Below are 25,101 nucleotides of genomic sequence, written 5' to 3' on the forward strand. Positions count from 1 at the left end.
TCAGCCCTTCTTCACGATCGAGGTGCCGGTGCGCTCGAGCGCCACCACGAAGGCGTCCGCCAGGCTGGCCTTGGTGGTCACGTCTTCCAGGTTGACGCCGAGGTGGACGATGGTCTGGGCGATCTGCGGGCGGATGCCGCTGATGATGCAGTCGGCGCCCATCAGGCGGGCCGCGGCGATGGTCTTCATCAGGTGCTGGGCGACCAGGGTGTCGACGGTCGGCACGCCGGTGATGTCGATGATCGCGATGGCGGCGCCGGTGTCGACGATCTTCTGCAGGATGTTTTCCATGACCACCTGGGTGCGCGCCGAATCCAGGGTGCCGATCAGCGGCAGCGCCAGGATGCCGTTCCACAGCTTGACCACCGGGGTCGACAGCTCCAGCAGTTCCTGCTGCTGGCGCACGATGATCTGGTCGCGGGCACGCTGGAACACCTCGATGGTGTACAGGCCGAATTTGTCGAGCAGCGAGCTGATGGTCCAGGAAGCGTTGGCCAGGGCCGCCGGGTCGTTGGCGAAGCCCGCGTTCAGGCGTGCGAACAGCGGCTGCTTGAGCGAAAAAATAAAGGTTGCGGTCTCGCTCGGGGTCGAGCCGTTCTTGGCGCGGGAGGCGGAGATCTCGGCCAGCAGGTCGCGCACCTCGTCCCAGGAACGATGCTCGATATTGTTCAGCTCGCCGCCGCGGGTGGCGTTGCTGAAGGCGGTCAGGAATTGCTGGCAGTGCCTGCGCAGCTGCTCTTTCGAGACCACGTTGGAGCGGACCGTCAGCGCTTCCAGCTGCGCCATCCACTCGGCCCCGATCTCGGCCTCGTGTTCCTGGATGAGCTGGCTGATGCGGGTCGCGTAGTCCTGGGTGGTCATCATTGGTTCCTTTGGTTTTGGAAGGTGAGTAAGGCCCTTTGGATGTTGTAACTAGGGCCATTCTGTTAAATAAATGACTAACTATACCATTCCTTGCCTTCACGACACGACACGATTGCGTACCGAATCGGGTGGCGCGCCCGAGGGTGCTACAGTCGAGCGTGCCTGACGATACGAGCGGCTTCTGCAGGCCTTATTTTTTCAATCGGACAATATAGATGAGCCTACAAAATCTGCTGGAAATCGGCAGCCTCGACGAGGCCAGCCCCAATCGCGAGAATATCCAGCGCCTGCTGGCGGCGGCCGAGCGCAACCTGGACGATGCCGGCGTCACCGCCATCAGCAACGAAAACCGCTTCGACGCCGCCTACAAGTGCGTCATGCAATGCGCCATCGCCGGCCTGCTGGCGAACGGCTACCGCACCTCGACCAGCAAGCCCGGACATCACCAGACCGCGATCCAGTCCCTGCCGGTCGCCATCGGCCTCGACCAGGGCATCATGGTAGAACTCGACGATCTGCGGCAGCTGCGCAACTGCGACGACTACGAAGGCGCTCCCGTCAGCGCCGGCGCGGTCGAGGACGCCCGGGCGCAGGCGAAGGCGCTGCTCGCGCACCTCAAGAGCTGGCTCGGGACGCATCATCCGGAACTGGCTTGAACATATGAAAAAACCGCCAGGCTCACGCACTGGCGGTTTTCATGTGGCAGGCCGCCGGAGCGGCCGGGAGAGCACGCAGATTACTGCGCCGCACCCGCCGCCGCGTCATCCGCGGCAGCAGCCTTCATCGACAGCTTCAGACGGCCGCGCTCGTCGGTCTCGAGGACCTTCACGCGCACTTGCTGGCCTTCCTTCAGGTAGTCGGCCACGGCGTTGACGCGCTCGTTGGCGATCTGCGAGATGTGCAGCAGGCCGTCCTTGCCCGGCATGACCTGCACGATGGCGCCGAAGTCCAGCAGCTTCAGCACGGTGCCGTCGTAGGTCTTGCCCACTTCGACCGATGCGGTCAGCTCTTCGATGCGGCGCTTGGCTTCCTGGCCGGCGGCGGCGTCGACCGACGCGATGGTCACGATGCCTTCGTCGGTGATGTCGATCTGGGTGCCGGTTTCTTCGGTCAGCGCGCGGATCACTGCGCCGCCCTTGCCGATCACGTCACGGATCTTTTCCGGGTTGATGCGGATGGTGATCAGGCGCGGTGCGAAGTCCGACAGCTCGGTCTTCACGGTCGGCATGGCCTTCTGCATCTCGGCCAGGATGTGCTGGCGGCCGTCCTTGGCTTGCGCCAGCGCCACCTGCATGATTTCCTTGGTGATGCCCTGGATCTTGATGTCCATCTGCAGCGCGGTGATGCCGTTGGCGGTACCGGCCACCTTGAAGTCCATGTCGCCCAGGTGGTCTTCATCGCCCAGGATGTCGGTCAGGACTGCGAACTTGCCGCCTTCCTTGATCAGGCCCATGGCGATGCCGGCCACGTGGGCCTTCATCGGCACGCCGGCGTCCATCAGCGCCAGGCAGCCGCCGCAGACGGATGCCATCGACGACGAACCGTTCGACTCGGTGATTTCCGAGACCAGGCGCACCGAGTAGCTGAACTCTTCCGGCGACGGCAGTGCGGCGACCAGCGCGCGCTTGGCCAGGCGGCCGTGGCCGATTTCGCGGCGCTTCGGGGTGCCAACACGGCCGGTTTCGCCGGTGGCGAACGGAGGCATGTTGTAGTGCATCATGAAGTCGTCGGTGTACTCGCCCATCAGCGCGTCGATCTTCTGGCTGTCGCGGCCGGTGCCGAGGGTGGCGATCACCAGCGCCTGGGTTTCACCGCGGGTGAACAGGGCCGAACCGTGGGTACGCGGCAGGACGCTGGTGCGGATCGAGATCGGACGCACGGTGCGGGTGTCGCGGCCGTCGATACGCGGCTCGCCGTCCAGGATCTGCGAACGCACGACCTTGGCTTCCATGTCGAACAGGATGTTGCCGACTTCGGCCGCATCGGCTTCGATGCCCTGCTCCGCCAGACCGGCCATCACTTCGCCCGACAGCGACTTCAGCTTCTGCTGGCGCGCCGATTTTTCGCGGGTCTGGTAGGCGTCGCGGACCTTGGCTTCAGCCAGCTGGGCCACTTGTGCGATCAGGGTTTCGTTCTTCGGTGCCGGCGCCCACTCGACTTCCGGCTTGCCGCCTTCTTCGACCAGGGCGTGGATGGCGTCGATCACGGCCTTCATCTGCTCGTGGCCGTAGACGACCGCGCCCAGCATGATTTCTTCCGACAGTTGCTGGGCTTCGGATTCGACCATCAGCACGGCGTGTTCGGTACCGGCGACGACCAGGTCCATCTGCGAGGTCTTCAGCTGGGTGGTGGTCGGGTTCAGGATGTACTGGCCGTTGGCGTAGCCGACGCGGGCGGCGCCGATCGGGCCGCTGAACGGGATGCCGGCCACGCACAGGGCGGCCGAGGCGCCGATCATCGACGGGATGTCCGGATCGATCTCGGGATTCACGGACAGCACGTGGATGATGACCTGGACTTCGTTCAGGTAACCTTCCGGGAACAGCGGGCGGATCGGACGGTCGATCAGGCGCGACGTCAGGGTCTCCTTCTCCGACGGACGGCCTTCGCGCTTGAAGAAGCCGCCCGGGATCTTGCCGGCGGCGTAGCTCTTCTCGATGTAGTCGACCGTCAGGGGGAAGAAGTCCTGGCCCGGCTTGGCGTCTTTCTTCGCCACCACGGTTGCCAGGACGACGGTGTCCTCGACCGACACGACGACGGCGCCGGAAGCCTGGCGAGCGATCTCGCCGGTTTCCAGGGTCACGGTATGGTCGCCGTACTGGAAGGTTTTCGTAACTTTGTTAAACATGGGTAATCCCTTTCTATTTGCCGACAGATTTTCAGGCGCTGTCGTTCACCTCACCACGGGCTATCCGGCTTCGATAGCCTTTACTGCAAGTCAGTTGGCGTTTCGCCAAAAGAAAAAACAAAATGCCTGCGGCAGCCGAACTGACGCAGGCATTTCGTGATCAAGCCGATTGGCTCAATGCGCAGATTACTTACGCAGACCGAGCTTGGCGATCAGATCGCGGTAACGGTTCAGGTCTTTGTTCTTCAGGTAAGCCAGCAGGCTCTTACGACGGTTGACCATCATGATCAGGCCGCGGCGCGAGTGGTGGTCTTTCTTGTGTTCCTTGAAGTGGCCGTTCAGTTCGTTGATGCGTGCGGTCAGCAGTGCAACCTGGACTTCCGGGGAGCCGGTGTCTTTGTCGCCACGTGCGTTGTCCGCGATGATGGCGGCCTTGTTGATGTGTTCTACGGTCATGATGTTACCTTTCACATGCGGTGCAAGAGTCGGAACCCAGCGCACCGTGAGTTGTTAAGAAACCTGGCTTCGAAAGCCAAGACCGGGAAGTATAGGGGAAAAAGTCGGGTGAAGCCAGAAATTCTTCGGCTTCGCTATACAATGTCGGGGACCGGCATTGCCGTTTTGGCATGCCTCACGGACTTTGAATGCATACACCGATGACGAAAACCCTCACAACCGCCGCCACCCTCGCACTGATCCTGTCGCTCTCCGCCTGCGCCCCGATGATCCGCCGGACGCCCGCCGTCGGCGCGCCACTGGCCGAAGTCACGGCCAAGCTCGGCAAGCCGGATGCCGTCTACCCCGACCCGGCCGGCGGCCAGGTGCTCGAATACCGCGGCCAGCCGATGGGCCAGTTCCAGCACATGGCGCGCATCGGCGCCGACGGCAAGCTGATCTCCTACGAGCAGGTGCTCACCAGCGAGAACTTCGACAGGATCGAGGTCGGCCGCTGGAACCGCGACGACGTCCTGCGCAACTTCGGCCGCCCGGCCGAGGTCGTGCGCTCGCGCCTGGAGGAAGGCGAGATCTGGTCCTATCGCTACAAGGAAAAAGGCGTATGGAACTCGGTGATGAACGTGGACTTCAATGCGCGCGGCACGGTGCTGCGCGTGTTCAACAGCCCGGACCCGCTGCTCGACGACCGCTACAAGGGTCTGTGAGCGCCGGCAGCACTTTTTACGAGGAGGCTGGCAATGAACCATCCGATCAGGACGATCACGCTGGCGGCGGCGCTCGCATTCTCCCTGTCCGCCTGCGCCCCGCTGTTCCGCCAGCCGCCGCCCGCCGGCGCGCCGCTGGCCGAGGTCACGGCCGCGCTGGGCCAGCCTGCCGCCAGCTACCCGGAACCGGACGGCGGCCAGGTGCTGGAGTACCGCGGCCAGCCGATGGGCCAGTTCCAGCACATGGCGCGCATCGGGCCGGACGGCCGCCTGCTCTCCTACGAGCAGGTGCTGACCAGCGAGAATTTCGCCAGGGTAAAGGTCGACCAATGGACCAAGGACGACATCCTGCGCAACTTCGGCCGCCCGGCCGAGATCTCGCGTGTCGCCTTCCACAACTACGAAGTCTGGTCCTACCGCTACAAGGAGGCCGGCGTGTGGAATTCGATGATGAACGTCCACTTCGACGAGCAAGGTGTCGTGCGGCAGATGCTGAACGGGCCGGATCCGATGTACGACGACCGCTTCCGGCACCGCTGAGTTCTTAAGGCCGCGTTAAGCGGACGGTGAGGATGTGTGACAAAGTGGCCCGCCGCGGCCGCTATACTTTTTCTGCATGAACCTTGCCTACAACACAGCCGCCACCGACCGCCGCCTGGGGCTGCTGCTGACAGCCTTCGTGCACCTGGCGCTCCTTGTCGGCTGGCAGGCCTTGCGCACGCTGCCGGCGCCAGCCCGCCAGGACGATGAGACGCGCAGCCGCACCGTGTGGATTCCGTTGCCGAGACCGCGGCCGGCGACGGCGCCGGCACTGAAGGACGAGGACGCCGCGCCGCGCAAGGAAGCGCCCGCACGACATCCCCGTCCCGCCGCCCCCGCCGCCCCCGCCATCACCGTGCCGCCCTTGCCGGCAAACCCGCCGGCCGCGGCGCCGGCAGACAAGCCAGCGCCGCCATCCGGCACGAGCGCCGAGGCGCCATCCCAGCCCGCCGCAACGAAGCCGGGCGCCGAACAGATCATGGAACGCGCCAGGCGCGACATCGGCGGCATCGACAAGGCGCTGCGCAAGGAAAACCGGCCGTATATCGGCGCCCCGCTGGACAGTCCGCAGATCCGCATGCGCAGGAAGATGGAAGAAGCGGCCGCGCTGGCGCCCGGCAGGATCTGGGAAGCGCCGAAGGTGGAATCGCTGGTCAACGATACCGGCGACGGCGCACGCCGCTCGCGCGTCATCACCGGCAACGGCACCTACTGCATCACGGAACGCTCGCCCGCCACCAGCATCGACATGATCGAAAAGCACGGCAAGCAGCGGATTACCAGCTGCCCGCAGCACGAGCAGCCGGCGACGCAGCAGGAGTGGCGCACGCTGCGGGACTAGGCCGGCAGGCCAAGCTTACTCGTCGTCGAAATCCTCGGCCAGGTTCTTCCAGCCGCGGCTCTTGGCGAAGGCGGCGAACTCCTCCGGCGCCTCGAGCACGATCAGGCGGCTTTCCTGCAGGCCGGGATCGCTGAGGCCGAAGTCCGGCCCCTTGTAGCCGACCGCGCGCAGGCGGTCGACGATCTGGCGCAGCAGCACCGGATCCTTGTGGGCCCCCGGCTCGAGCTGGGCCTTGAACTCCACGTACACGTCGATGATCCCGTAACCCTCGTCGAAGATGCGGATCGCCTTCACGTCGAGGGTACGGCCGTTGCCGTCCTTGGCCTGGAAAGGGCCGGACAGCTCAATGTCGGAATCGGTAGTCATGGCTTCAGCATACCATCGGACGCCCGGATCAGCGCCGCTCGCTCGGATCGATCGGCTCTTCCTCGGTCTGCACGATGCTGACCGGCTTGCCCTTGGCCAGGCGCCACAGGTACACGGCATAGCCGGACAGGCCGTACAGCACGAACAGCGGCCACAGCACCTTGGGCGGGTCGATCGCCAGCAGGGCCAGTCCCAGCGCCACCAGGAACACCACGATGAAGGGCACCGACTTGCGGAAATTGACGTCCTTGAAGCTGTAGAAGGGCACATTGGTGACCATGGTGAGGCCGGCGAACAAGGCGATGCACCAGGAGATCCAGTCGGCCTGGCGCGGACTGATGTTGATCTCGGGATCGGTCATCATCATCACGAAGCCGACCACCAGGGCCGCCGCGGCCGGGCTGGGCAGGCCCTGGAAGAAGCGCTTGTCGACGACTTCGATATTGGTATTGAAGCGGGCCAGGCGCAGCGCGGCGCCGGCGCAGTAGACGAAAGCGGCGATCCAGCCCAGCTTGCCCAGGCCGCGCAGCGACCATTCGTAGATCACCAGGGCCGGCGCGGCGCCGAAGGACACCATGTCGGACAGCGAATCGTACTGGGCGCCGAATTCCGACTGGGTGTTCGTCAGGCGCGCCACGCGGCCGTCCAGGCCGTCGAGGACCATGGCGATGAACACGGCCCAGCAGGCCTGGTCGAAGCGCTGGTTCATCGCCATTACGATGGCGTAGAAACCGCCGAACAGGGCGGCGGTCGTGAAGGCGTTCGGCAGCAGGTAGATGCCGCGCCGCGGACGCGCCACCGCGTCCATCTTGCGCGGAGCGCGGCTGAAGCGGCTGAAACGGCCGAAGCGTGAGGTCTTGGGTGCGCCGCTCTTTCTGCGGCGTGGGAGTGTTGGCATAAGTATTGTTATTCGGTAACAGCGCGCGCGGGCGCGGACCACGCCATTATATGGCCGCGCACGGGTGTTAGCGAACCGATACGCTTACCGGAATTTCACCTTGCCCACCAGGCGCATCTGCAGACGGGTCTCGCCCGGCTCGAAGCTGGGCTCCGGCATGTCGGCGGCTTCCGCGTGCTTGGCGCGCATCATCGCCATCGGCGCGGCGGCGACGTCGCCCTGCCCGCCCACGTAATTGCCGCTGCCTTCGAAGTCGACGGTGTCGATCACGGCGTCGTTGACGTTGCGTCCCATCGCACGCGCGATCGAAGCGACGCGCTCGTTCAGGTTGCGGTAGGTGGCGGCGATGCGCTCGTCGTCCAGCTTACGGGTCAGTTCCGGGCTCAGGTGATAGTCGATGTTGGTAATGCCCAGCACCTTCTGGGCCGCGGCGGCGGTCTTCGGCAGGTTGTCGAGGTTGCGGGTCTTCACTTCCAGGTACTGGCCGACGCGCCAGCCGATCGGCACGCGGCGCGCCGCCTGCTGGTTGGCCATCGGACGCGGCGTGTCCGGCACTTCCGGGTACACCGGATAGCTGTAGTAATTGACGGTCTTGAGCTCCGCACGCGGATCCTCGCGGCGCACGATCTCGGTGCCCTGCTTCATCTTCTGGTTCACGCGGGCGGTGGCGGCGGCGCGGTCCTTGTCCTGCTCTTCGACCGAGAAGGTGACGGTGGCTTCGTCATTGGCATGACGGACTTCGCCGTAGGCGGGGACGATGACCAGGGTGCCGCTGGTGGTCGCGACCATGGCGGGTGCGCTTTGGGCCTGGGCGTTCAGGGCCGGGACGCTTGCCAGTGCGATGCTGATGGCGAGGATGAGGGGGGACGGACGCATTGTTGTTCTCCTGATTGGTTACAGGCGGAACGATAGCGTGTTTTGGGGCGGGTGCGTATTTATGTAATGGAATATTGCAAACGGTTGCAATTCATTACTGTCGTTGATGCAAACATTACCGTCATTCCCGCTTTCGCGGGAATGACGTAAGCGGCCGAGCTTAGTTCTTCGACTGATCCACCAGCTTGTTCTTGGCAATCCACGGCATCATCGCGCGCAGCTTGCTGCCCACCTGCTCGATCTGGTGCTCGGCGTTCAGGCGGCGGCGCGAGATCAGGGTCGGGGCGCCGGCCTTGTTCTCGAGGATGAAGGACTTGGCATACTCGCCGGTCTGGATGTCCTTCAGGCACTGGCGCATCGCGTTCTTGGTGTCTTCGGTCACGATGCGCGGGCCGGTCACGTATTCGCCGTATTCCGCGTTGTTCGAGATCGAGTAGTTCATGTTGGCGATGCCGCCTTCGTAGATCAGGTCGACGATCAGCTTCAGCTCGTGCAGGCACTCGAAATAGGCCATTTCCGGCGCGTAGCCGGCTTCGGTCAGGGTCTCGAAACCGGCCTTGATCAGCTCGACGGCGCCGCCGCACAGCACGGCCTGCTCGCCGAACAGGTCGGTCTCGGTCTCTTCGCGGAAGTTGGTCTCGATGATGCCGGCACGGCCGCCGCCGTTGGCCATCGCATACGACAGCGCGATGTCGCGCGCCGCGCCCGATTTATCCTGGTAGACGGCGACCAGGTGCGGCACGCCGCCACCCTGGGTGTAGGTGCCGCGCACGGTGTGGCCCGGGGCCTTCGGTGCGACCATGATCACGTCGAGGTCGGCGCGCGGCACCACCTGCCCATAATGCACGTTGAAGCCGTGGGCGAAGGCCAGCACGGCGCCCTGCTTGGCGTTCGGCTCGACGTTTTCCTTGTAGACCTGGGCGATGTTCTCGTCCGGCAGCAGGATCATGATGACGTCGGCGGCCTTGACTGCCTCGTTGACTTCGGCGACCTTCAGGCCGGCCTGCTCGACCTTGGTCCAGGAAGCGCCGCCGCGGCGCAGGCCGACGGTGACGTTGACGCCGGATTCCGACAGGTTCTGGGCGTGGGCGTGACCTTGCGAGCCGTAGCCGATGATGGCGACGTTCTTGCCTTTGATGAGGGAGAGGTCGCAGTCTTTGTCGTAGAAAACTTTCATTTTTGTGTCCTGTGTTTTGGTGTGTGGTGTGTGGTGCGTGGGCACGGGGTGCCCACGCTACCGCAGGGTGGGCGGCCTCCGCCCACGCCTTGACGTTCAAACTTTCAAAATCCGCTCGCCGCGGCCGATGCCGGAACCGCCGGTACGCACGGTCTCGAGGATGGAAGCGCGGTCGATGGCGTCGATGAAGGCGTCGAGTTTGCTCTTGGCGCCGGTCAGCTCGATCGTGTAGGTCTTCTCGGTCACGTCGATGATGCGGCCGCGGAAGATGTCGGCGGTGCGCTTCATCTCTTCGCGCTCCTTGCCGACCGCCCTCACCTTGATCAGCATGAGCTCGCGCTCGATGTGCTGGCCTTCGGTCAGGTCGACCACCTTCACCACCTCGATCAGGCGGTTCAGGTGCTTGGTGATCTGCTCGATGATGTCGTCGGAGCCGGTGGTCACGATGGTCATGCGCGACAGCGTCGGATCTTCGGTCGGCGCCACGGTCAGCGTCTCGATGTTGTAGCCGCGTGCGGAGAACAGGCCGACCACGCGCGACAGGGCGCCCGCTTCGTTCTCGAGCAGGACGGAAATAATGTGGCGCATTACAGGTCCTCCGAACTCAGCAGCATTTCCGACAAACCCTTGCCCGTCTTGACCATCGGCCAGACGTTCTCGCTGCGGTCGGTGATGAAGTTCATGAACACCAGGCGGTCCTTCATGGCAAAGGCGTCGCGCAGGGCTCCTTCGACGTCGCCCGGCTTCTCGATGCGCATGCCGACGTGGCCATAGGCCTCGGCGAGCTTCTCGAAATCCGGCAGCGCATCCATGTACGACTCGGCATAGCGCGAGTTGTAGTCGAGTTCCTGCCACTGGCGCACCATGCCCAGGAAGCGGTTGTTCAGGAGGATGATCTTTGGCGTCAGGTGGTACTGCTTGCAGGTCGCCAGTTCCTGGATGTTCATCTGGATCGAGCCTTCGCCGGTGATGCAGGCGACGGTGGAACCGGGGTTCGCCATCTGCACGCCCATCGCGTACGGCAGGCCCACGCCCATGGTGCCGAGACCGCCCGAGTTGATCCAGCGGCGCGGCTGGTTGAACGGGTAGTACTGGGCAGCCCACATCTGGTGCTGGCCGACGTCGGAGGTGACGAAGGCGTCGCCGCCGGTCACCTGCCACAGGGTCTCGACCACCGATTGCGGCTTGATGACCTCGTCGGACGGCGTGTAGCGCAGGCATTCGCGCGAGCGCCATTCGCCGATCTGGCCCCACCACTTCTGCAGCGCCTGTTCGTTCGGCCGGCCCGCGCCCGGGGTCTGCTCGGCGGCGTCGAGCTGGGACAGCAGCTCGACCAGCACGTCCTTGACGTTGCCGACGATGGGAATGTCGACCTTCACCCGCTTCGAGATCGAGGACGGGTCGATGTCGATGTGGATGATCTTGCGCGGGTTGCTGGCGAAGTGTTTCGGGTTGCCGATCACGCGGTCGTCGAAGCGGGCGCCGATCGCGATCAGGACGTCGCAATGCTGCATCGCCATGTTCGCTTCATAGGTGCCGTGCATGCCCGGCATGCCGACGAAGTGGCCGCTGGAGGCGCGGTAGGCGCCCAGGCCCATCAGCGTATTGGTGACCGGATAGCCGAGCTTGTCGACCAGGCGGTTCAGCTCGTTCGAGGCGTTCGCCAGGATCACGCCGCCGCCGGTGTAGATCATCGGGCGCTCGGCGGACAGCAGCAGCTGCACGGCCTTGCGGATCTGGCCCGCATGGCCCTTGTCGACCGGCTTGTACGAGCGCATCTCGATCTCGCGAGGATACTCGTACAGGGCCTTCTGCATGCTGATGTCCTTCGGGATATCGACCAGCACGGGACCGGGACGGCCGGTACGGGCGATATAGAAGGCCTTCTTGATCGTCGAGGCGACGTCGCGCACGTCCTTGACGAGGAAGTTGTGCTTGACCACCGGCCGGGTGATGCCGACCGTGTCGCATTCCTGGAACGCGTCCTGGCCGATCGCGTGGGTCGGCACCTGGCCGGAAATCACCACCATCGGGATCGAGTCCATATAGGCGGTCGAGAGGCCGGTGACGGCATTCGTGACGCCCGGACCGGACGTGACGAGGGCCACGCCGACCTGGTTCGAACTGCGCGAATAGGCGTCGGCCGCATGGATGGCCGCCTGTTCGTGGCGTACCAGGATGTGCTGGAATTTGTCCTGCTTGAAGATGGCGTCGTAGATATACAGGACCGCGCCGCCCGGATAGCCGAAGACGTGTTTCACGCCCTCCTCCGCCAGACAACGGACCAGTATCTCAGCGCCCGTGATGGGAACTGCCGAATCGTGACTCATTACGTTTCCTTTCAAGACCCATAGGGAGATTGATCGGATGCTCGTTCCTGACGAGATACGTGTCACGCAACAGTGCTCATGCTTCCCTTCTTCCTGCGGTCACGTCGATCTTTCAGCCACCCGTAGATGACTTACGAACCGGCGCTGGGCGCAAACTCGTTCAGCGTGAGTTTCTGTGTGCGGAATGCGTGTCTCTCGCGCTTTTGGCGCGGGTTGGAGCAAACTGCCTACATGTGAAAGCGCGTCATGCGGGAGCGGCCTTGTGTGCCGGTCCTGCCTGACCGTGGGCTTCGGGGTTGCAAAGCGTTAGTTACATTACTGCGTTGCACCATTCTGGTCAAGTTAAAAAAGGATTTTATTTTTCGAAATGTTTATGTGGACGCGCGCGTGAAACGTTGCCGTGCTGACGTCAACCCTCCCGCACCCGGCAATACAAGCGAGCCCGGCATGACCAGTTGCTGACTTGTCTTGAAAAGACGCCACGCAATGAGTTTATGCGATGCACATTGCGTCGATCATTCCTTTGCTGGCGATCTATCGTGTGCCCCGACGCAATCGGAATCGAGCAGAAGTAGCACTCGTTTGTCATGCCAGCATTACAGCTTTTATGTGAAGCCAAAGATGACAGATCCATTGCGTCGCTTGAAAGATCCCACAATCAATGAGGACGGTAGCCTCAGTGTGCGCACGGTCCTGACACCGACCAGTTTCAAAACCCGCGGCCTGGTGTACAAAGGTTCGAACAAGGTTGTTCCAGTCATATTTATTCCAGGAACGATGGGAACGAATCTGCGTGTCAGGCGCGATGTGAAGCTGCCGCCGGCTTACCCGCTCAAGCCGGGAGAGCCGGCCTGGCGGCCGCCGAACAATGATGCGGCTGCTTTGCTGTATGCGAGCGACTGGAAGAAGCGAAGCCCGAGAGTGCGCCAGCTCATCCTGCATCCAGACCAACTGGAAGTCGACGACACGGGCGACCTGGACATCCCGCACTGCCATCTCGAGCAGAGCGTCATGCGCGAGCGCGGCTGGGGCGAGATCTTCAACGGTTCGTACGGCAACCTGCTGTTCGAACTGCAGAGTCACCTTGAAATGACCTTCCGCTTCGACGCGCTCAACCAGCGGCACATCCGGACCCGCTGGAAGGAAGTCATGCAGGCCATGCAGAGCGAGCCGCTGCGCCGCTGGGGCGTGCGCTCGGTAGCGCCATTGACGGAAAGCGAACTCGAAAAATATGCCGGGTACCAGTACCCGATCTACGCCTGCGGCTACAACTGGCTGCAGTCGTGCGGGGAATCGGCCAGGCGTCTCGAGCGGCGGATCGACGAGATCATCACGTGGTGGCGGACCCGCAAGCATGCATGCGAGAAGGTGATCCTCGTTACCCACTCGATGGGCGGCCTGGTCGGACGTGCCTGCGCCAAGCGCATTCCGGACAAGATCCTGGGTGTGATCCACGGCGTCATGCCGGCCCTGGGTGCGCCCCTGGTCTACCGCCGCCTGGCATGCGGCACGGAGTGCGACAACCCGGCGAACGATGGAATCGACAACTACAAGGCCGGCAAATTCGCCGACATCGCCGGCAGGCGGCCCGAGGATACGACGCCTGTGTTGTCGGTTGCGCCGGGTGCGCTGGAACTGTTGCCCAACAAACTTTACCCACGGCCCTGGCTGCACGTGCGGGTGGCCCGGCATCCTGCCCCCGGCGCGCGGCGAGAGAACCCCACTGATTGCCTGAGCCTGCCGAACGAATCGCAGCCGAATCCTTACGATCTCTACCGCGACACGACATCATGGTACAGGCTGATCAATCCTGCCCTGGCCAACCCTGCCGATCTGTACCAGGACTTGTCTGGCGGTGTTGGAAAAAGAGTCAGTGACGCCATCGACACCGCAGAAAAATTTCACGACTGGCTCGCGGATTACTACCATCCCACAAGCTTTGCCTTTTACGGCGCCGACAAGGCACATCCTGCATATGGCCGGATCCGCTGGGTGGCCCATGAGCCGTCCAACGGGTCGCATGGACCAGTGACGGTGTCGAATATTCGGACAGCAAATTATCTGGCCCATGCGCCGGACGGTGCCCGGACCGTACAGGTCGAAGGCAAACGCCCCCTCACCTTCTCGGTCGAGCGACAGGAATCGGCCGGCGACGACACGGTAGCGCAACAGTCTGGCGCAGGCCCGGACGGCAAGGTCCGCCAGTTGTTCGCCACCCAGGGCTACCGCCACCAGGAAAGCTACAAGAATCACGACGCCGTCCTGTTGACCTGCTATTGCATCGCCAAAGTCGTCCAGGAACTCGGAAAGAATGGATAAAGCGGACAACAAGACGCATCCATTGATCGGTGTCCTGGCGGCACTCTACGGGATTTATCTTCTTTACGGCATAGGGAATGCAATGATGGACCGCTATTCTGTGGCAAAACTGACGCAACAGATGAAGACAGCCTGCGTCGGCAGGTTCCTGATCGATCTGCCGCAGTCCATGGATTTTTCCTACAGTCGCGCATACATAAAAGGATTCTGGGTAAGCGCCCAGGTGGAAACCCGGCAGCAGTTTGAAGCGCGGGTCCTGGCAAGACAAAAAGAAATCGAAGCCGAGCCAAATGCGCTTGGCCAGAAGAATCTGGAGGCCGCAGAGGATTATCAAAACAATGGCTTTACCGGGAAGCTCTTCCGTTTTGGGCGAGATTTGACGAAAGGCGAAGAAAACGGCAAACCGGCGGACTGGATCAACGTAAAACTGGAAGGCTACGTTCACGCCAAGGGAACGAGCTTTGACTTCATCGCCGATGGTTACGACCCCAGCAAGATCGGTAAGCTCCCAATTCTTCTCGACAAGCTCCGCTTGGTTCCGGCGAATGAGATACCCATTGCCGCCGGATTCTGCCTTGGTCCCGGCATGTTGCTGGACCCTTTACCGGCTGACTACACCGAAGGCGTGGCGATGTTTGCCGGCTTCAAGGATCATCCGGATCTGGCCCTGGCCTTGAATACCCGCGCAGGAACACAACCGGACAAGGAGGGACGCCTCGAGCGCGATTCCGCTGTCGATGCGGAAATGCCCTTGTGGCAGAAGCCGCTCATGAACAAATTAAGAAAGGGCAAGCGAAACATCAACGGGATCGAAGGCGATGAGGTGGCAGAAAAATGGACTGAACTGAATTTTGTAAATACCTTCGGTTTCAACTGGGAAGTGAACGGCACAAGCGACAACGTCTTCGTCCCCTTCATGCACCTGGAAATGTCGACCGGCCATCCCGTCAATGCTGGCGCGCGTCCGGTCAACAGCTTCCTGGGCGAAGAAGCGCTGACTCAGTTATGGGACAAGATTTCGTCCAGCGTCCGGGTGCGTCCCACCAGCGCCGCGCCGGCGACCAAAGGCACGCCCCTGGCAAGCGGGCCAGGCAAGGCCCCATGATCGTGGCGCCCCTTGCAGGCTCTCACATGTAGCTGCTTCTCGTGCCGTCTCCCTAGGCGATCCCGTTCATGCCGAACGCGCGGCATCCCGGCCGCTCGCGCAGGCGCGCCGCATACGCCGCGATGGCGGGATAATCGGGGCGCGCCATCGGCGTCATCAGCCAGCGGTTGGTGGACAGTCCCAGCACCACGTCGGCCAGCGTGAAATCCGGGCCGGCGGCAAAGGCGCCGGTCTTGTCGAGCTGGCGTTCGAGGATGCCCATGTGCCGGTTCCATTGCGCGATGCCGGCCTCGACCTGGGCCGTATCGGCATGGGCCGGGCTGTTGCGCACCAGGGCCATGAAAGCATAGCGCCAGGCGTTGTTGAGATCGGTCGCCTGCCAGTCCATCCACTGCTCGACCCTGGCCCGCGCCGCCGGTTCCGCCGGCAGCAGCGCCCCGTTCCTGCCGTAGTGACCGGCCAGGTAGCGGCAGATCGTGTTCGATTCCCACAGGACCAGGTCTGCATCGACGATCACCGGCACCATGGCATTCGGGTTCATGGCGAGGAATTCCGCCTGCTGGGTGGACTGGAAACCGCTGCCCCAGTCTTCGCGGACGAATGGCAGATCCAGTTCGGCACAGGTCCACAAGACCTTGCGAACATTGATCGAGCTTGCCTTACCCAGGACGCGCAGTGTGTTCATTCTTCTATTTTACAGTGCGCTCAGCCGTATTTTTTGCTAGCATTCGAAGGTTTTCCGACCCTTCATCGCATGGCCACTGACAAAGAACTAAACGACTTCCTCGAGAGTGTCGAGCGGCGCGCCTTCAAGCAGGCTGCGTACGCGGTCCGCAAGGACGAGGCAGCGCTGGACATCGTTCAGGACGCCATGATCAAGCTGGCCGAGAAATACGGCGACAAGCCGCTGGCCGAACTGCCGATGCTGTTCCAGCGCATCCTGCAGAACACCATCCTCGATTATTTCCGCCGCGAGAAGGTCCGCAACACCTGGATCAGTCTCTTCGGAAGCCTCGGGCGGCGGGACGAGGACGATGAAGACTTTGATATACTCGCCTCTTACGAGGCCGAGGAAGGGACCGCCGCCGCCGAGTCGAGCGCGGACCAGGTCGAACGCGCGGAAACCCTGCGCCTGATCGACGAAGAGATACAAAAGCTCCCGGCGCGTCAACGGGAAGCCTTCCTCATGCGTTACTGGCAGGACATGGACGTGGCCGAAACGGCCGAAGCGATGGGGTGCTCCGAGGGCAGTGTCAAAACACATTGTTCTCGCGCTACGCACGCCCTGCAGAAAGCCCTGGGGGCCAAGGGAATTAAACTATGAACACCGACGACATCAACCTGGCGTACAAAATCCGCCACGCGCTGAACGAAAACCTCGATAACCTGCCGGCCTCGACCACCGATCGGCTGGCGGCTGCACGCGCCCTTGCCCTGTCGCGCAAGAAGGCCGACGCGCAGGCGCCGGTTCGCGTCCAGGAGAAGCGTCCGCTGTTCGATGTCCGCTCGCTGTTCTCGATGCAATGGGTGGCGCGCGCCGCCGTGGTCGCCCCGCTGCTGGCGATGGTGGCCGGCATGGTCGGCGTCTACCACGTCGAGCGCGAGCAGCGCGTGGCCGAGCTGGCCGACCTGGACGCCGCCGTGCTGTCCGACGACCTGCCGCTCACCGCCTACACCGACCACGGCTTCAACGCCTACCTGGCCCAGCAACAGCAGCAAGCGCCGCAACGCGCACAGTAAGGCCCAGCTTTGATGACGGCAAACAAGGGTAAAGTCGCTGCCGCCGGCGCCGCCGCCGCATTCGCCGCCATCGTGCTGCTGTTCAGCCAGCAGCACGAGCGGTTCGGCACGGCGGACGCGGGCAACGCGACGCCTGCGACCGGCGCCACCGCCCATCCCGCCAAGCCCGAGACGGTCAACACCCACAAGACCGGCGACAAGCCGCTGTGGCGTTCGCTGACCCCGGCCCAGCAGGTGGCATTGCAACCGCTTCAGGGCGAATGGGACCAAATGGACAGCGTGCGCAAGCAGAAATGGCTGCAGCTGGCCAACCGCTTTTCCAGCATGAAACCGGAAGAGCAGCAGCGCGTCCATGATCGCATGCGCGAATGGGCCAAGCTCACGCCTGCCCAGCGCGAACTGGCGCGCGAAACCTATGCGCGTGCGCGCAAGATCGCGCCCGAACAGAAGACCGCGAGCTGGGAAAGCTACCAGCAACTGCCCGAAGACCAGAAGAAGAAACTGGCCGCCTCGGCCGCCGGTCGCAAGTCGACCTCGGTGGTGCCGAGCCAGACCAGCGGCAAGGCCGTGGCGCCGCTCGGCCAGGGCGCGACCTCCTGCCCTGCCGGCACCGTCAAGAACGCCGTCTCCGCGACCCCGCCCTGCGTGGCGGTGCCGGCGACGCCGCCGCAGCCGGTGCCCGCACCGGTGACGCCGCAACCGGCCCAGCCCGCCCAGCCGGCCAATCCGCCCCAGCAGGAAAAGCCGGTGCCGGCCAACTGGGGCATTACTCCGAACAACGCCTGAGTCCAGCTTCGAGCCCGATCCGATGAGCGACACCGCCAGCAGCACCCCGACCGTCAAGCGCCGCCTGATCGTCATGGTCTACGAGACCTTCCTCCTGCTGGCCGTCGAGATGCTGGCCGTCGCCCTCTACCTGCTCGTCACGCGCAACAGCCACGCGCCGCTGGCCCAGCACGGCCTCAAGCTCTTCCTGTTCCTGGTGACCGGCGCCTACTTCGTCTGGTGCTGGACCGACAGCGGCCATACGCTGGCGATGAAGACCTGGCGCCTGCGCCTCACCAGCGCCGGCCATGCCCGCGTGCCGCTGCGTACCGCCGTGCTGCGCTACCTGCTGGCCTGGGGCTGGTTCCTGCCGGCGCTGGTGGTCTGCGCCGCCTTCGGCCTGCACAGCAAGACCGACATCTCGGCCGCGCTCGCCGTCGGCGTCGTCGCCTGGGCCCTCACGGCTTTCCTCGACAAGGATCGCCAGTTCCTGCACGACCGCCTGGCCGGCACCCGCCTGGTGCAGCTGCCGAAGGCGAACGCCAAGCCGGCCGCCGATGCGGCCCAGGCCGCGGGCGCTTAAAACTTCTCGCTGTCTTTCAAATAGCGCCACTGCCCCAGCGGGAGGCTGCTGAGCGCCACGCGGCCGATGCGCAGGCGGCGCAATGCCGTTACCTGCAGGCCCACTGCCCCGCACAGGGCCTCGATCTGGCCCGGCACGATGCCCTTGCCGGCGAAGCGCAGCCGCGCCTCGCTCTGCCAGCTGGCCTTGATCGGCGCGTTCGGGCGGCCGCCCCTGTTCAGGCGCGCCAGGCCGTCCTCGGCGATGGCGCCGCTGACCTCGGCCACGTATTCCTGTTCGATGCGGTCGCCGTCTTCGCCCAGCTTGCGCAGCACGCGCCAATCCTGGCTGAACACGACCAGGCCGCTGGCCATGGCTTCCAGCGGCATCGCCGGGGTCAGCTTGGTGAGGTGGCGCTTGAGCACGCGCTGGCCCTTCCCGGCGTCGAACACGGTGTCCAGCTGCAGGGAATCCAGCGCCGCCTTGCCGTGCAGGCCGGCCGGCTTGTGCAGCAGGATGGTGACCGGCGGCGGCTCGACCGGCGTCGCGCCCGGCAGCAGGTCGACCTGCTGGGCGGGCGTGACGCGGGTGGCCGGGTCGTCGACCGTTTCACCGTCGACGCTGACCCAGCCGCCGGCGATGTAGCGCTCGGCCTCCCCGCGCGAGCAGGCAAGGATTTCGGCCACGCGCTTGGCGAGGCGGATGCCTTCTTCTTCGCTCATCGGAAGAAGTCCTTGAAGGCGGCGATGGTCTTTTGCACGTCTTCCTTGCTGATGTCCAGGTGGGTCACCAGGCGGGTGTGGGCGCCGATCGAGGCGCGGATGCCGTTACGCGCGAGGTGCTCGCGCAGCCCGGCCACGGCGGCTTCCGGAATCTCGACGTAGAAGATATTGGTCTGCGGCGCGGTGACGCGCAGTTGCTCGATCCCGGCCAGGCCGCTCGAGAGGTCGGCGGCATTCTGGTGGTCGTCCGCCAGGCGCTCGACGTTGTGCTCGAGCGCGTACTGGGCCGCGGCGGCGATCACGCCGGCCTGGCGCATGCCGCCGCCCAGCATCTTGCGCCAGCGCTTGCCCTGCTCGATGAAGGCCTTTGGGCCCAGCAGCACCGAGCCGACCGGCGCGCCCAGGCCCTTCGACAGGCAGACCGAGACGGTGTCGAAGCCTTCCACGGCGGCGCGCAGGCTGATGCCGTTCTTGACGGCGGCATTGCAGACGCGGGCGCCGTCCAGGTGGGTGGCGAGGCCCTTGTCGTGGGCCAGCCTGGTTGCGGCGAGCACGTAATCCTGGGGCAGCACGCGGCCGCCGATGGTGTTCTCCAGCGCCAGCAGGCGCGTGCGCGCGAAGTGCAGGTCGTCCGGCTTGATGTAGGCCGCGATGTCGGCCAAGGCGATCGAGCCGTCCGGCTGGTTGGCGATCGGCTGCGGCTGGATACTGCCCAGCACCGCGGCGCCGCCGCCTTCGTACTTGTAGGTGTGCGCCTCCTGGCCGACCAGGTATTCGTCGCCGCGGCCGCAGTGGGTCATCAGCGCGATCAGGTTGGTCTGGGTGCCCGAGGCTGCGAACAGGCCGGCCTCGTAGCCGAACAGCTCGGCCGCGAAGTCCTGCAGGCGGTTGACGGTCGGATCGTCGGCGTACACGTCGTCGCCGACCGGGGCGGCGGCCATGGCGGCGCGCATGCTTGCTCCCGGTTGGGTGACGGTGTCGCTGCGCAGGTCGATCCAGTGTTCGTGTCGGTCGCTCATGAGTCTCTGGCTATCAGTCGTTGGTGGAGACGGCGGGTTCGCCGGAATAGAAGCGCTGGGCCATCTCTTCCAGGCCCACTTCGGCCAGCACCTGCTGCAGGCGCTCGGCGGGCCGCTTGCGCGGCAGGTTTTTATACGTGGCGACGATCAGCTCGTTCTTCATCGAGTGCTCCCAGCCCACCAGCTCCGTCACCGTCACCTGGTAGCCGTGCGCCTCCAGCTGCAGGCAGCGCAGCACGTTGGTGATCTGGCTGCCGAATTCGCGGGTGTGGATCGGGTGGCGCCAGATCTCGGTCAGCGCGCTGCGGCCCAGGTCCTTGCCCTTGTTCTTGCGCAGCACGGACGCCACTTCGGCCTGGCAGCAGGGCACCAGCACGATGTGCCTGGCCTTCTTCTTCAACGCGAAGTCGATCGCGTCGTCGGTCGCCGTATTACAGGCGTGCAGCGCGGTGACCACGTCGATGGTCGCCGGCAGCTTGCTCGATTCGGTCGACTCGGCCACCGACAGGTTCAGGAAGGACATGCCCTCGAAGCCCAGGCGCGTCGCCAGCTCGGTGGATTTCTGCACCAGCTCCTCGCGGGTCTCGATGCCGTAGATGTGGCCGCCCTCTCCCGCCGCCTTGCCCTTGAACAGCAGGTCGTACAGGATGAAGCCGAGGTAAGACTTGCCGGCGCCGTGGTCGACCAGGCTCACGCCGTGCTTGCTCTCGCCCTGCGCAGCGGCGCCCTGCTTTTCCAGCACGTCGTCGACCAGCGGCTCGATGAACTGGACCAGGTGGTAGACCTGCTTGAGCTTGCGGCGGCTGTCCTGATTCAGCTTGCCGTCGCGGGTAAGGATGTGCAGCTCCTTGAGCAGTTCGATCGACTGCCCGGGCTTGACCTCGGGAAGGAGTTCATACACGGTCGGCGCCGGTTTCTTGGCTGCGCCGTCTTTTTTACTTTGCTTCATCTATCCAGGCCGTTTGTATGGCTTCCAGCACGCGTTCGCCGCCGCGCGCGTGGTCGTCGTCGAAGCCTTCCAGCCCGACGATCCAGTTGTGCAGGTCCACGAAGCGCACCGAGCTCGGGTCGACATCCGGGTACTTCTCGTACAAGGCCTCGGCGATGGCGGTGACGTCGGTCCACTTCATGGCAATCTCCAGTTCAGGCGATCAGTGATTCTCGGCGGCGTGGTTGATCGTGTATTTCGGGATCTCGACCACCAGGTCCTCATCGGCGATGATGGCCTGGCAGGACAGGCGCGAATTCGGCTCCAGGCCCCAGGCCTTGTCCAGCATGTCCTCTTCCTTTTCTTCCTGCTCGTTCAGCGAGTCGAAACCTTCGCGCACGATCACGTGGCAGGTGGTGCAGGCGCACACGCGGTCGCAGGCGTGCTCGATCTCGATGTCGTTTTCCAGCAGCGTGTCGCAGATCGACTTGCCGCTCTGGCCGTCGAGCACGGCGCCTTCGGGGCAGAAGACGGGATGGGGGAGGATGACGATTTGTGGCACTTCTTTTACCTCGTTTGTTTTATTGCTTAACGTGGGCACGGGGTGCCCACGCTCCATCAGACCTGATCCAGCGTTTTACCAGCCAGCACCTTGCGCACGCTCTTGTCCATGCGTCGTGCAGCGAATTCCTCGGTGCCGTGAGCCAGCGCCTGCACCGCCTCGTGCAGCTTGTTCTGGCGCTCGTCGACGCCGAGCGCCTCGTCGGCCGAGCGGGCCAGCGCGTCGCGCACGCCCTGCTCCAGGCTGGCGACCGCGGCGCGTTCGTCGTCGTCCAGCAGGTCGGCATCGGCTTCCAGCGCCGACTGGGTGGCCAGCAGGATGCGCTCGGCCTCGACCTGTTCTTCGCGCAGCGCGCGCGCCACCATGTCGACTTGCGCCGAGTTGTACGAATCCTGCAGCATGCGCGCGACTTCGTCATCGCCCAGGCCGTAGGACGGCTTGACGGTGATGTGCGCCTCGACGCCTGAGCGGGTCTCGCGCGCCGACACCGACAGCAGGCCATCGGCATCGACCTGGTAGGTCACGCGGATGCGCGCCGCGCCGGCCGCCATCGGCGGAATGCCGCGCAGCTCGAAGCGCGCCAGCGAACGGCAGTCGGACACCAGCTCGCGCTCGCCCTGCACCACGTGCACGGCGAGGGCCGTCTGGCCATCCTTGAAGGTCGTGAACTCCTGCGCGCGGGCACAGGGAATCGTCGAGTTGCGCGGGATGATCTTCTCGACCAGGCCGCCCATGGTCTCGATACCCAGCGACAGCGGGATCACGTCCAGCAGCAGCCAGTCGTCGCCCGCCGCGCGGTTACCGGCCAGCAGGTTCGCCTGGATCGCGGCGCCCAGCGCCACCACCTTGTCCGGGTCGATGTTTGCGTGCGGGATGGTCTTGAAGAAGTCGCCCACCGCGCGCCGCACATGCGGCATGCGGGTCGCGCCGCCCACCATCACCACGCCGTCGACGTCTTCGACGCTGACGTTCGCATCGCGCATGGCCTTGCGCACCGCGTTCATGGTCTTGGCGATCAGCGGCTGGGTGATCTCGGCGAAGGTCTTCGCGCTCACCAATACCTGCACGATCTCGCCCGACTTCAGGATCGCCTCGACAGTCGTCTCTTCGTTGGTCGACAGCAGTTCCTTGGCCTGGCGCGCCTTGACCATCAGGGTCGCGGTGTCTTCGTCCGACAGCGGCGCGAGGCCGGCCTGCTGGGTGATGTGGCAGAACAGGCGCTGGTCGAAGTCGTCGCCGCCCAGGGCCGAATCGCCGCCGGTCGACAGCACTTCGAACACGCCTTTCGAGAGCTTGAGGATCGAGATGTCGAAGGTGCCGCCGCCCAGGTCGTAGACCGCGAACACGCCTTCCTTGCCGTGGTCCAGGCCATAGGCGATGGCGGCCGCGGTCGGCTCGGACAGCAGGCGCAGCACGTTCAGGCCGGCCAACTGGGCCGCATCCTTGGTTGCCTGGCGCTGGGCGTCGTCGAAATAGGCCGGCACGGTGATCACGGCGCCGACCAGTTCGTCGCCGAGGGCGTCTTCGGCGGTCTGGCGCAGGGTCGCCAGGATCTGCGCCGAGACTTCCACCGGGCTTTTCACGCCGGCCACGGTCTTGATCTTGACCATGCCGTGACCGCTCTCGCGGTCACCATCGACGAAGTCGTACGGCAGGTTCTCGACGTGCGCGATGTCCTTCAGGCCGCGGCCCATGAAGCGCTTCACGGAGACGATGGTGTTCTTCGGATCGGTGGTGCGGGCCGCCATCGCTTTGTAGCCGATGTTGGCGTGGCCGTTCGGCAGGTAGCGCACGATCGATGGCAGCAGCGCGCGGCCGTCTTCGTCGCTCAGCACTTCGGGAATGCTGGAGCGGACGGTGGCGACGAGGGAGTTGGTGGTGCCCAGATCGATGCCCACCGCCAGCCGGTGCTGGTGCGGTGCGGTCGACATGCCGGGTTCGGAAATCTGCAGTAGTGCCATGGTCGTGTTACCTGTTTGTTTTTATGTACCGCGCTGCGCTGGCCTGCCGGGCCACTTGGTGGGCACGGTGTGCCCACCCTACGACCCGCGACGTTTGCGGTAGGGTGGGCACACCGTGCCCACGTTATGATTCGAGCGCCTCGAAGGCATAATGCAATTCGTCGGCGAATTTATCGAGGAACATCAGCGCGCGCACGCCCTGCGCGGCCTGGGCGTAGTCGCCGGCGTCGAGCAGCTTGCCGACCTGGGCCAGCCGGCTCTTCTTCTCGCTGCGTACCTGGGCATCCAGCTCGTCCAGCGCCTCGGCATCCTTGCTTGCTCTCGCATCGCCGAGGGCCTCGCGCAATTCCATCTGCTGCATCAGGAAGTCCATCGGCATCGCCGTGTTGGACTCGGTCTGCAGGTCGACGCCGTTCAGCTCGCACAGGTAGCGCGCGCGCAGCATCGGCTTGCGCAGGGTCTGGTAAGCCTCGTTGGCGCGGGTCGCCCACTGCATCGCGACGCGCTTCTCGGCATCGCTGGCGTTGACGAAGCGGTCCGGGTGGACGCGGCCCTGGACTTCGCGGTAGGCCGCATCCAGGGCGTCCATGTCGACGTCGAACCTGGCCGGGAGTTGGAACAGCTCGAAGTGGTTCTGCATCGCGGGTCTGCTTGCCTCAGATGCGGAAGGATTCGCCGCAGCCGCAGTTGTCCTTGACGTTCGGGTTATTGAAGCGGAAGCCTTCGTTCAGGCCTTCGCGCGCGAAGTCCAGTTCGGTGCCGTCGATGTAGGGCAGGCTCTTCGGATCGACGAAGACCTTCACGCCATGCGATTCGAAGATGTTGTCTTCATTCGCCGGCTCGTCGACGTACTCCAGCTTGTAGGCCAGGCCGGAGCAGCCGGTCGTGCGCACACCGAAACGCAAGCCGACGCCCTTGCCCCGGCGTTCGAGGTAACGGGTGATGTGCTTCGCGGCTTTTTCGGTCAGGGTGATTGCCATATCGAGTTTCTCCAGCTTGATTCGTTGCTACGGTTTGCTGCACGTAGGGTAGGCTCGACGAGCCCACGCACGACGTTCGCGCGTTATCGGCGTCACACGTGGACACGATGTGCCCACCCTACGAATTACGCCGCTTTTTCTTCGGCTGCGTGCTTGTGCTTATAATCGGCCACGGCGGCCTTGATCGCATCCTCCGCCAGGATCGAGCAATGGATCTTCACCGGCGGCAGCGCCAGTTCTTCGGCGATCTGGGTGTTCTTGATGGCCAGCGCTTCGTCCAGCGACTTGCCCTTCACCCATTCGGTCACCAGCGAGCTCGAAGCGATCGCCGAACCGCAGCCGTAGGTCTTGAACTTCGCGTCTTCGATCACGCCGGCTTCGTTGACCTTGATCTGCAGCTTCATCACGTCGCCGCAGGCCGGGGCCCCGACCATGCCGGTGCCGACGTCGTCGGAGTTCTTGTCGAACGAGCCGACGTTGCGCGGGTTTTCGTAGTGGTCCAGAACTTTGTCCGAGTATGCCATGTCAGTGCTCCTTG

29 protein-coding genes are annotated in these 25,101 nt (G+C 64.2%); 10 read left to right on the top strand and 19 right to left on the bottom strand.

Going from position 1 to position 25,101, the window contains the following annotated elements; translation table 11 throughout:
* Window positions 1-861, bottom strand: coding sequence for an STAS domain-containing protein (locus AC1DOQ_RS18065; RefSeq protein ID WP_477367422.1), 861 nt, complete (start codon window positions 859-861; stop codon window positions 1-3).
* A gap of 218 nt (window positions 862-1,079) precedes the next feature.
* Between AC1DOQ_RS18065 and AC1DOQ_RS18070 the strand changes: the two genes are divergently transcribed.
* A complete protein-coding gene (locus AC1DOQ_RS18070) occupies window positions 1,080-1,520 on the top strand; it encodes a DNA-binding protein (RefSeq protein ID WP_477367202.1) in 441 nt (146 codons plus the stop codon).
* An 80-nt stretch (window positions 1,521-1,600) separates the two neighbouring features.
* Here AC1DOQ_RS18070 and pnp read toward each other — a convergent pair whose 3' ends face one another.
* Together pnp and rpsO are read right to left on the bottom strand one after the other, a co-directional pair.
* On the bottom strand, window positions 1,601-3,712 hold the full coding sequence (gene pnp / locus AC1DOQ_RS18075) for a polyribonucleotide nucleotidyltransferase (protein ID WP_477367205.1): 2,112 nt from the start codon (window positions 3,710-3,712) through the stop codon (window positions 1,601-1,603).
* A gap of 186 nt (window positions 3,713-3,898) precedes the next feature.
* Entirely contained in the window at window positions 3,899-4,168 is a 270-nt protein-coding gene (gene rpsO / locus AC1DOQ_RS18080; RefSeq protein ID WP_477367208.1) for a 30S ribosomal protein S15, read from the bottom strand.
* Between the two features lie 200 nt (window positions 4,169-4,368).
* Here rpsO and AC1DOQ_RS18085 point away from each other — a divergent pair, with 200 nt between their 5' ends.
* The 3 genes from AC1DOQ_RS18085 to AC1DOQ_RS18095 all read left to right on the top strand — a co-directional run bounded on the left by AC1DOQ_RS18085 (window position 4,369) and on the right by AC1DOQ_RS18095 (window position 6,253).
* Window positions 4,369-4,872 (top strand): hypothetical protein, encoded by a 504-nt coding sequence (locus AC1DOQ_RS18085; RefSeq protein ID WP_477367211.1) that lies wholly within the window; start codon window positions 4,369-4,371, stop codon window positions 4,870-4,872.
* Window positions 4,873-4,905: 33 nt separating this feature from the next.
* Window positions 4,906-5,412: a hypothetical protein gene (locus AC1DOQ_RS18090; RefSeq protein WP_477367214.1), complete on the top strand. Its 507-nt coding sequence runs from the start codon at window positions 4,906-4,908 to the stop codon at window positions 5,410-5,412.
* Between the two features lie 76 nt (window positions 5,413-5,488).
* On the top strand, window positions 5,489-6,253 hold the full coding sequence (locus AC1DOQ_RS18095; RefSeq protein WP_477367217.1) for a hypothetical protein: 765 nt from the start codon (window positions 5,489-5,491) through the stop codon (window positions 6,251-6,253).
* Between the two features lie 15 nt (window positions 6,254-6,268).
* On the opposite strand, the gene AC1DOQ_RS18100 is transcribed toward AC1DOQ_RS18095, so the two are convergent.
* The 6 genes from AC1DOQ_RS18100 to AC1DOQ_RS18125 all read right to left on the bottom strand — a co-directional run bounded on the left by AC1DOQ_RS18100 (window position 6,269) and on the right by AC1DOQ_RS18125 (window position 11,900).
* On the bottom strand, window positions 6,269-6,619 hold the full coding sequence (locus tag AC1DOQ_RS18100) for a hypothetical protein (RefSeq protein ID WP_477250967.1): 351 nt from the start codon (window positions 6,617-6,619) through the stop codon (window positions 6,269-6,271).
* Window positions 6,620-6,647: 28 nt separating this feature from the next.
* A complete protein-coding gene (gene pssA / locus AC1DOQ_RS18105; protein ID WP_477367220.1) occupies window positions 6,648-7,517 on the bottom strand; it encodes a CDP-diacylglycerol--serine O-phosphatidyltransferase in 870 nt (289 codons plus the stop codon).
* Between the two features lie 84 nt (window positions 7,518-7,601).
* On the bottom strand, window positions 7,602-8,393 hold the full coding sequence (locus AC1DOQ_RS18110) for an SIMPL domain-containing protein (RefSeq protein ID WP_477367223.1): 792 nt from the start codon (window positions 8,391-8,393) through the stop codon (window positions 7,602-7,604).
* A 160-nt stretch (window positions 8,394-8,553) separates the two neighbouring features.
* A complete protein-coding gene (gene ilvC, locus AC1DOQ_RS18115) occupies window positions 8,554-9,570 on the bottom strand; it encodes a ketol-acid reductoisomerase (protein WP_047826307.1) in 1,017 nt (338 codons plus the stop codon).
* A 96-nt stretch (window positions 9,571-9,666) separates the two neighbouring features.
* Window positions 9,667-10,158, bottom strand: coding sequence for an acetolactate synthase small subunit (gene ilvN, locus AC1DOQ_RS18120; RefSeq protein ID WP_442121815.1), 492 nt, complete (start codon window positions 10,156-10,158; stop codon window positions 9,667-9,669).
* Entirely contained in the window at window positions 10,158-11,900 is a 1,743-nt protein-coding gene (locus tag AC1DOQ_RS18125) for an acetolactate synthase 3 catalytic subunit (protein WP_477367226.1), read from the bottom strand. The genes ilvN and AC1DOQ_RS18125 overlap by 1 nt, the downstream gene beginning before the upstream one ends.
* Window positions 11,901-12,521: 621 nt before the next feature.
* Between AC1DOQ_RS18125 and AC1DOQ_RS18130 the strand changes: the two genes are divergently transcribed.
* Entirely contained in the window at window positions 12,522-14,219 is a 1,698-nt protein-coding gene (locus tag AC1DOQ_RS18130) for an esterase/lipase family protein (RefSeq protein ID WP_477367229.1), read from the top strand.
* Window positions 14,212-15,324: a T6SS immunity protein Tli4 family protein gene (locus AC1DOQ_RS18135; RefSeq protein WP_477367232.1), complete on the top strand. Its 1,113-nt coding sequence runs from the start codon at window positions 14,212-14,214 to the stop codon at window positions 15,322-15,324. Before AC1DOQ_RS18130 ends, AC1DOQ_RS18135 begins: the two co-directional genes overlap by 8 nt.
* Before the next feature lie 52 nt (window positions 15,325-15,376).
* Here the strand turns inward: AC1DOQ_RS18135 and AC1DOQ_RS18140 are convergent, their stop codons facing one another.
* Window positions 15,377-16,009 carry a glutathione S-transferase family protein gene (locus AC1DOQ_RS18140; protein WP_477367235.1) on the bottom strand — a complete coding sequence of 211 codons (633 nt, stop codon included), beginning with the start codon at window positions 16,007-16,009 and terminating at the stop codon, window positions 15,377-15,379.
* Window positions 16,010-16,078: 69 nt separating this feature from the next.
* On the opposite strand from AC1DOQ_RS18140, the gene AC1DOQ_RS18145 reads away from it, so the two are divergent.
* The 4 genes from AC1DOQ_RS18145 to AC1DOQ_RS18160 are packed head-to-tail and all read left to right on the top strand — an operon-like array spanning window position 16,079 to window position 18,412.
* A complete protein-coding gene (locus AC1DOQ_RS18145) occupies window positions 16,079-16,648 on the top strand; it encodes an RNA polymerase sigma factor (protein ID WP_442121821.1) in 570 nt (189 codons plus the stop codon).
* Complete coding sequence (locus AC1DOQ_RS18150) at window positions 16,645-17,064, top strand: DUF3619 family protein (protein WP_477367238.1); 420 nt, start codon at window positions 16,645-16,647, stop codon at window positions 17,062-17,064. Before AC1DOQ_RS18145 ends, AC1DOQ_RS18150 begins: the two co-directional genes overlap by 4 nt.
* Window positions 17,065-17,076: 12 nt before the next feature.
* Entirely contained in the window at window positions 17,077-17,850 is a 774-nt protein-coding gene (locus tag AC1DOQ_RS18155; protein WP_477367241.1) for a DUF3106 domain-containing protein, read from the top strand.
* Window positions 17,851-17,872: 22 nt separating this feature from the next.
* Window positions 17,873-18,412: an RDD family protein gene (locus AC1DOQ_RS18160; protein ID WP_477367244.1), complete on the top strand. Its 540-nt coding sequence runs from the start codon at window positions 17,873-17,875 to the stop codon at window positions 18,410-18,412.
* On the opposite strand, the gene AC1DOQ_RS18165 is transcribed toward AC1DOQ_RS18160, so the two are convergent.
* From AC1DOQ_RS18165 to iscU, 9 genes are all read right to left on the bottom strand, one after another.
* Window positions 18,409-19,113 carry an RNA pseudouridine synthase gene (locus AC1DOQ_RS18165; RefSeq protein ID WP_477367247.1) on the bottom strand — a complete coding sequence of 235 codons (705 nt, stop codon included), beginning with the start codon at window positions 19,111-19,113 and terminating at the stop codon, window positions 18,409-18,411. The two genes, AC1DOQ_RS18160 and AC1DOQ_RS18165, sit on opposite strands and share 4 nt — an antisense overlap.
* Window positions 19,110-20,132 (bottom strand): low-specificity L-threonine aldolase, encoded by a 1,023-nt coding sequence (ltaE, locus tag AC1DOQ_RS18170; RefSeq protein ID WP_477367249.1) that lies wholly within the window; start codon window positions 20,130-20,132, stop codon window positions 19,110-19,112. Before ltaE ends, AC1DOQ_RS18165 begins: the two co-directional genes overlap by 4 nt.
* Before the next feature lie 13 nt (window positions 20,133-20,145).
* The gene (locus tag AC1DOQ_RS18175; protein WP_477367252.1) at window positions 20,146-21,081 is read right to left on the bottom strand and encodes a class I SAM-dependent methyltransferase; all 936 of its coding nucleotides are present in this window, start codon (window positions 21,079-21,081) and stop codon (window positions 20,146-20,148) included.
* Window positions 21,068-21,262 (bottom strand): Fe-S cluster assembly protein IscX, encoded by a 195-nt coding sequence (iscX, locus tag AC1DOQ_RS18180; RefSeq protein ID WP_477367255.1) that lies wholly within the window; start codon window positions 21,260-21,262, stop codon window positions 21,068-21,070. The genes AC1DOQ_RS18175 and iscX overlap by 14 nt, the downstream gene beginning before the upstream one ends.
* A gap of 21 nt (window positions 21,263-21,283) precedes the next feature.
* Window positions 21,284-21,622, bottom strand: coding sequence for an ISC system 2Fe-2S type ferredoxin (gene fdx, locus AC1DOQ_RS18185; protein WP_036230756.1), 339 nt, complete (start codon window positions 21,620-21,622; stop codon window positions 21,284-21,286).
* Between the two features lie 56 nt (window positions 21,623-21,678).
* On the bottom strand, window positions 21,679-23,583 hold the full coding sequence (hscA, locus tag AC1DOQ_RS18190; RefSeq protein ID WP_477367259.1) for a Fe-S protein assembly chaperone HscA: 1,905 nt from the start codon (window positions 23,581-23,583) through the stop codon (window positions 21,679-21,681).
* Between the two features lie 124 nt (window positions 23,584-23,707).
* Entirely contained in the window at window positions 23,708-24,223 is a 516-nt protein-coding gene (gene hscB / locus AC1DOQ_RS18195; RefSeq protein WP_477367262.1) for a Fe-S protein assembly co-chaperone HscB, read from the bottom strand.
* A gap of 16 nt (window positions 24,224-24,239) precedes the next feature.
* Window positions 24,240-24,563 (bottom strand): iron-sulfur cluster assembly protein IscA, encoded by a 324-nt coding sequence (gene iscA, locus AC1DOQ_RS18200; RefSeq protein ID WP_477367265.1) that lies wholly within the window; start codon window positions 24,561-24,563, stop codon window positions 24,240-24,242.
* Window positions 24,564-24,688: 125 nt separating this feature from the next.
* Entirely contained in the window at window positions 24,689-25,087 is a 399-nt protein-coding gene (iscU, locus tag AC1DOQ_RS18205) for a Fe-S cluster assembly scaffold IscU (protein WP_477367267.1), read from the bottom strand.
* Window positions 25,088-25,101 lie beyond the last annotated feature (14 nt).

This window comes from Massilia sp. 01N417 (genome assembly GCF_056399645.1).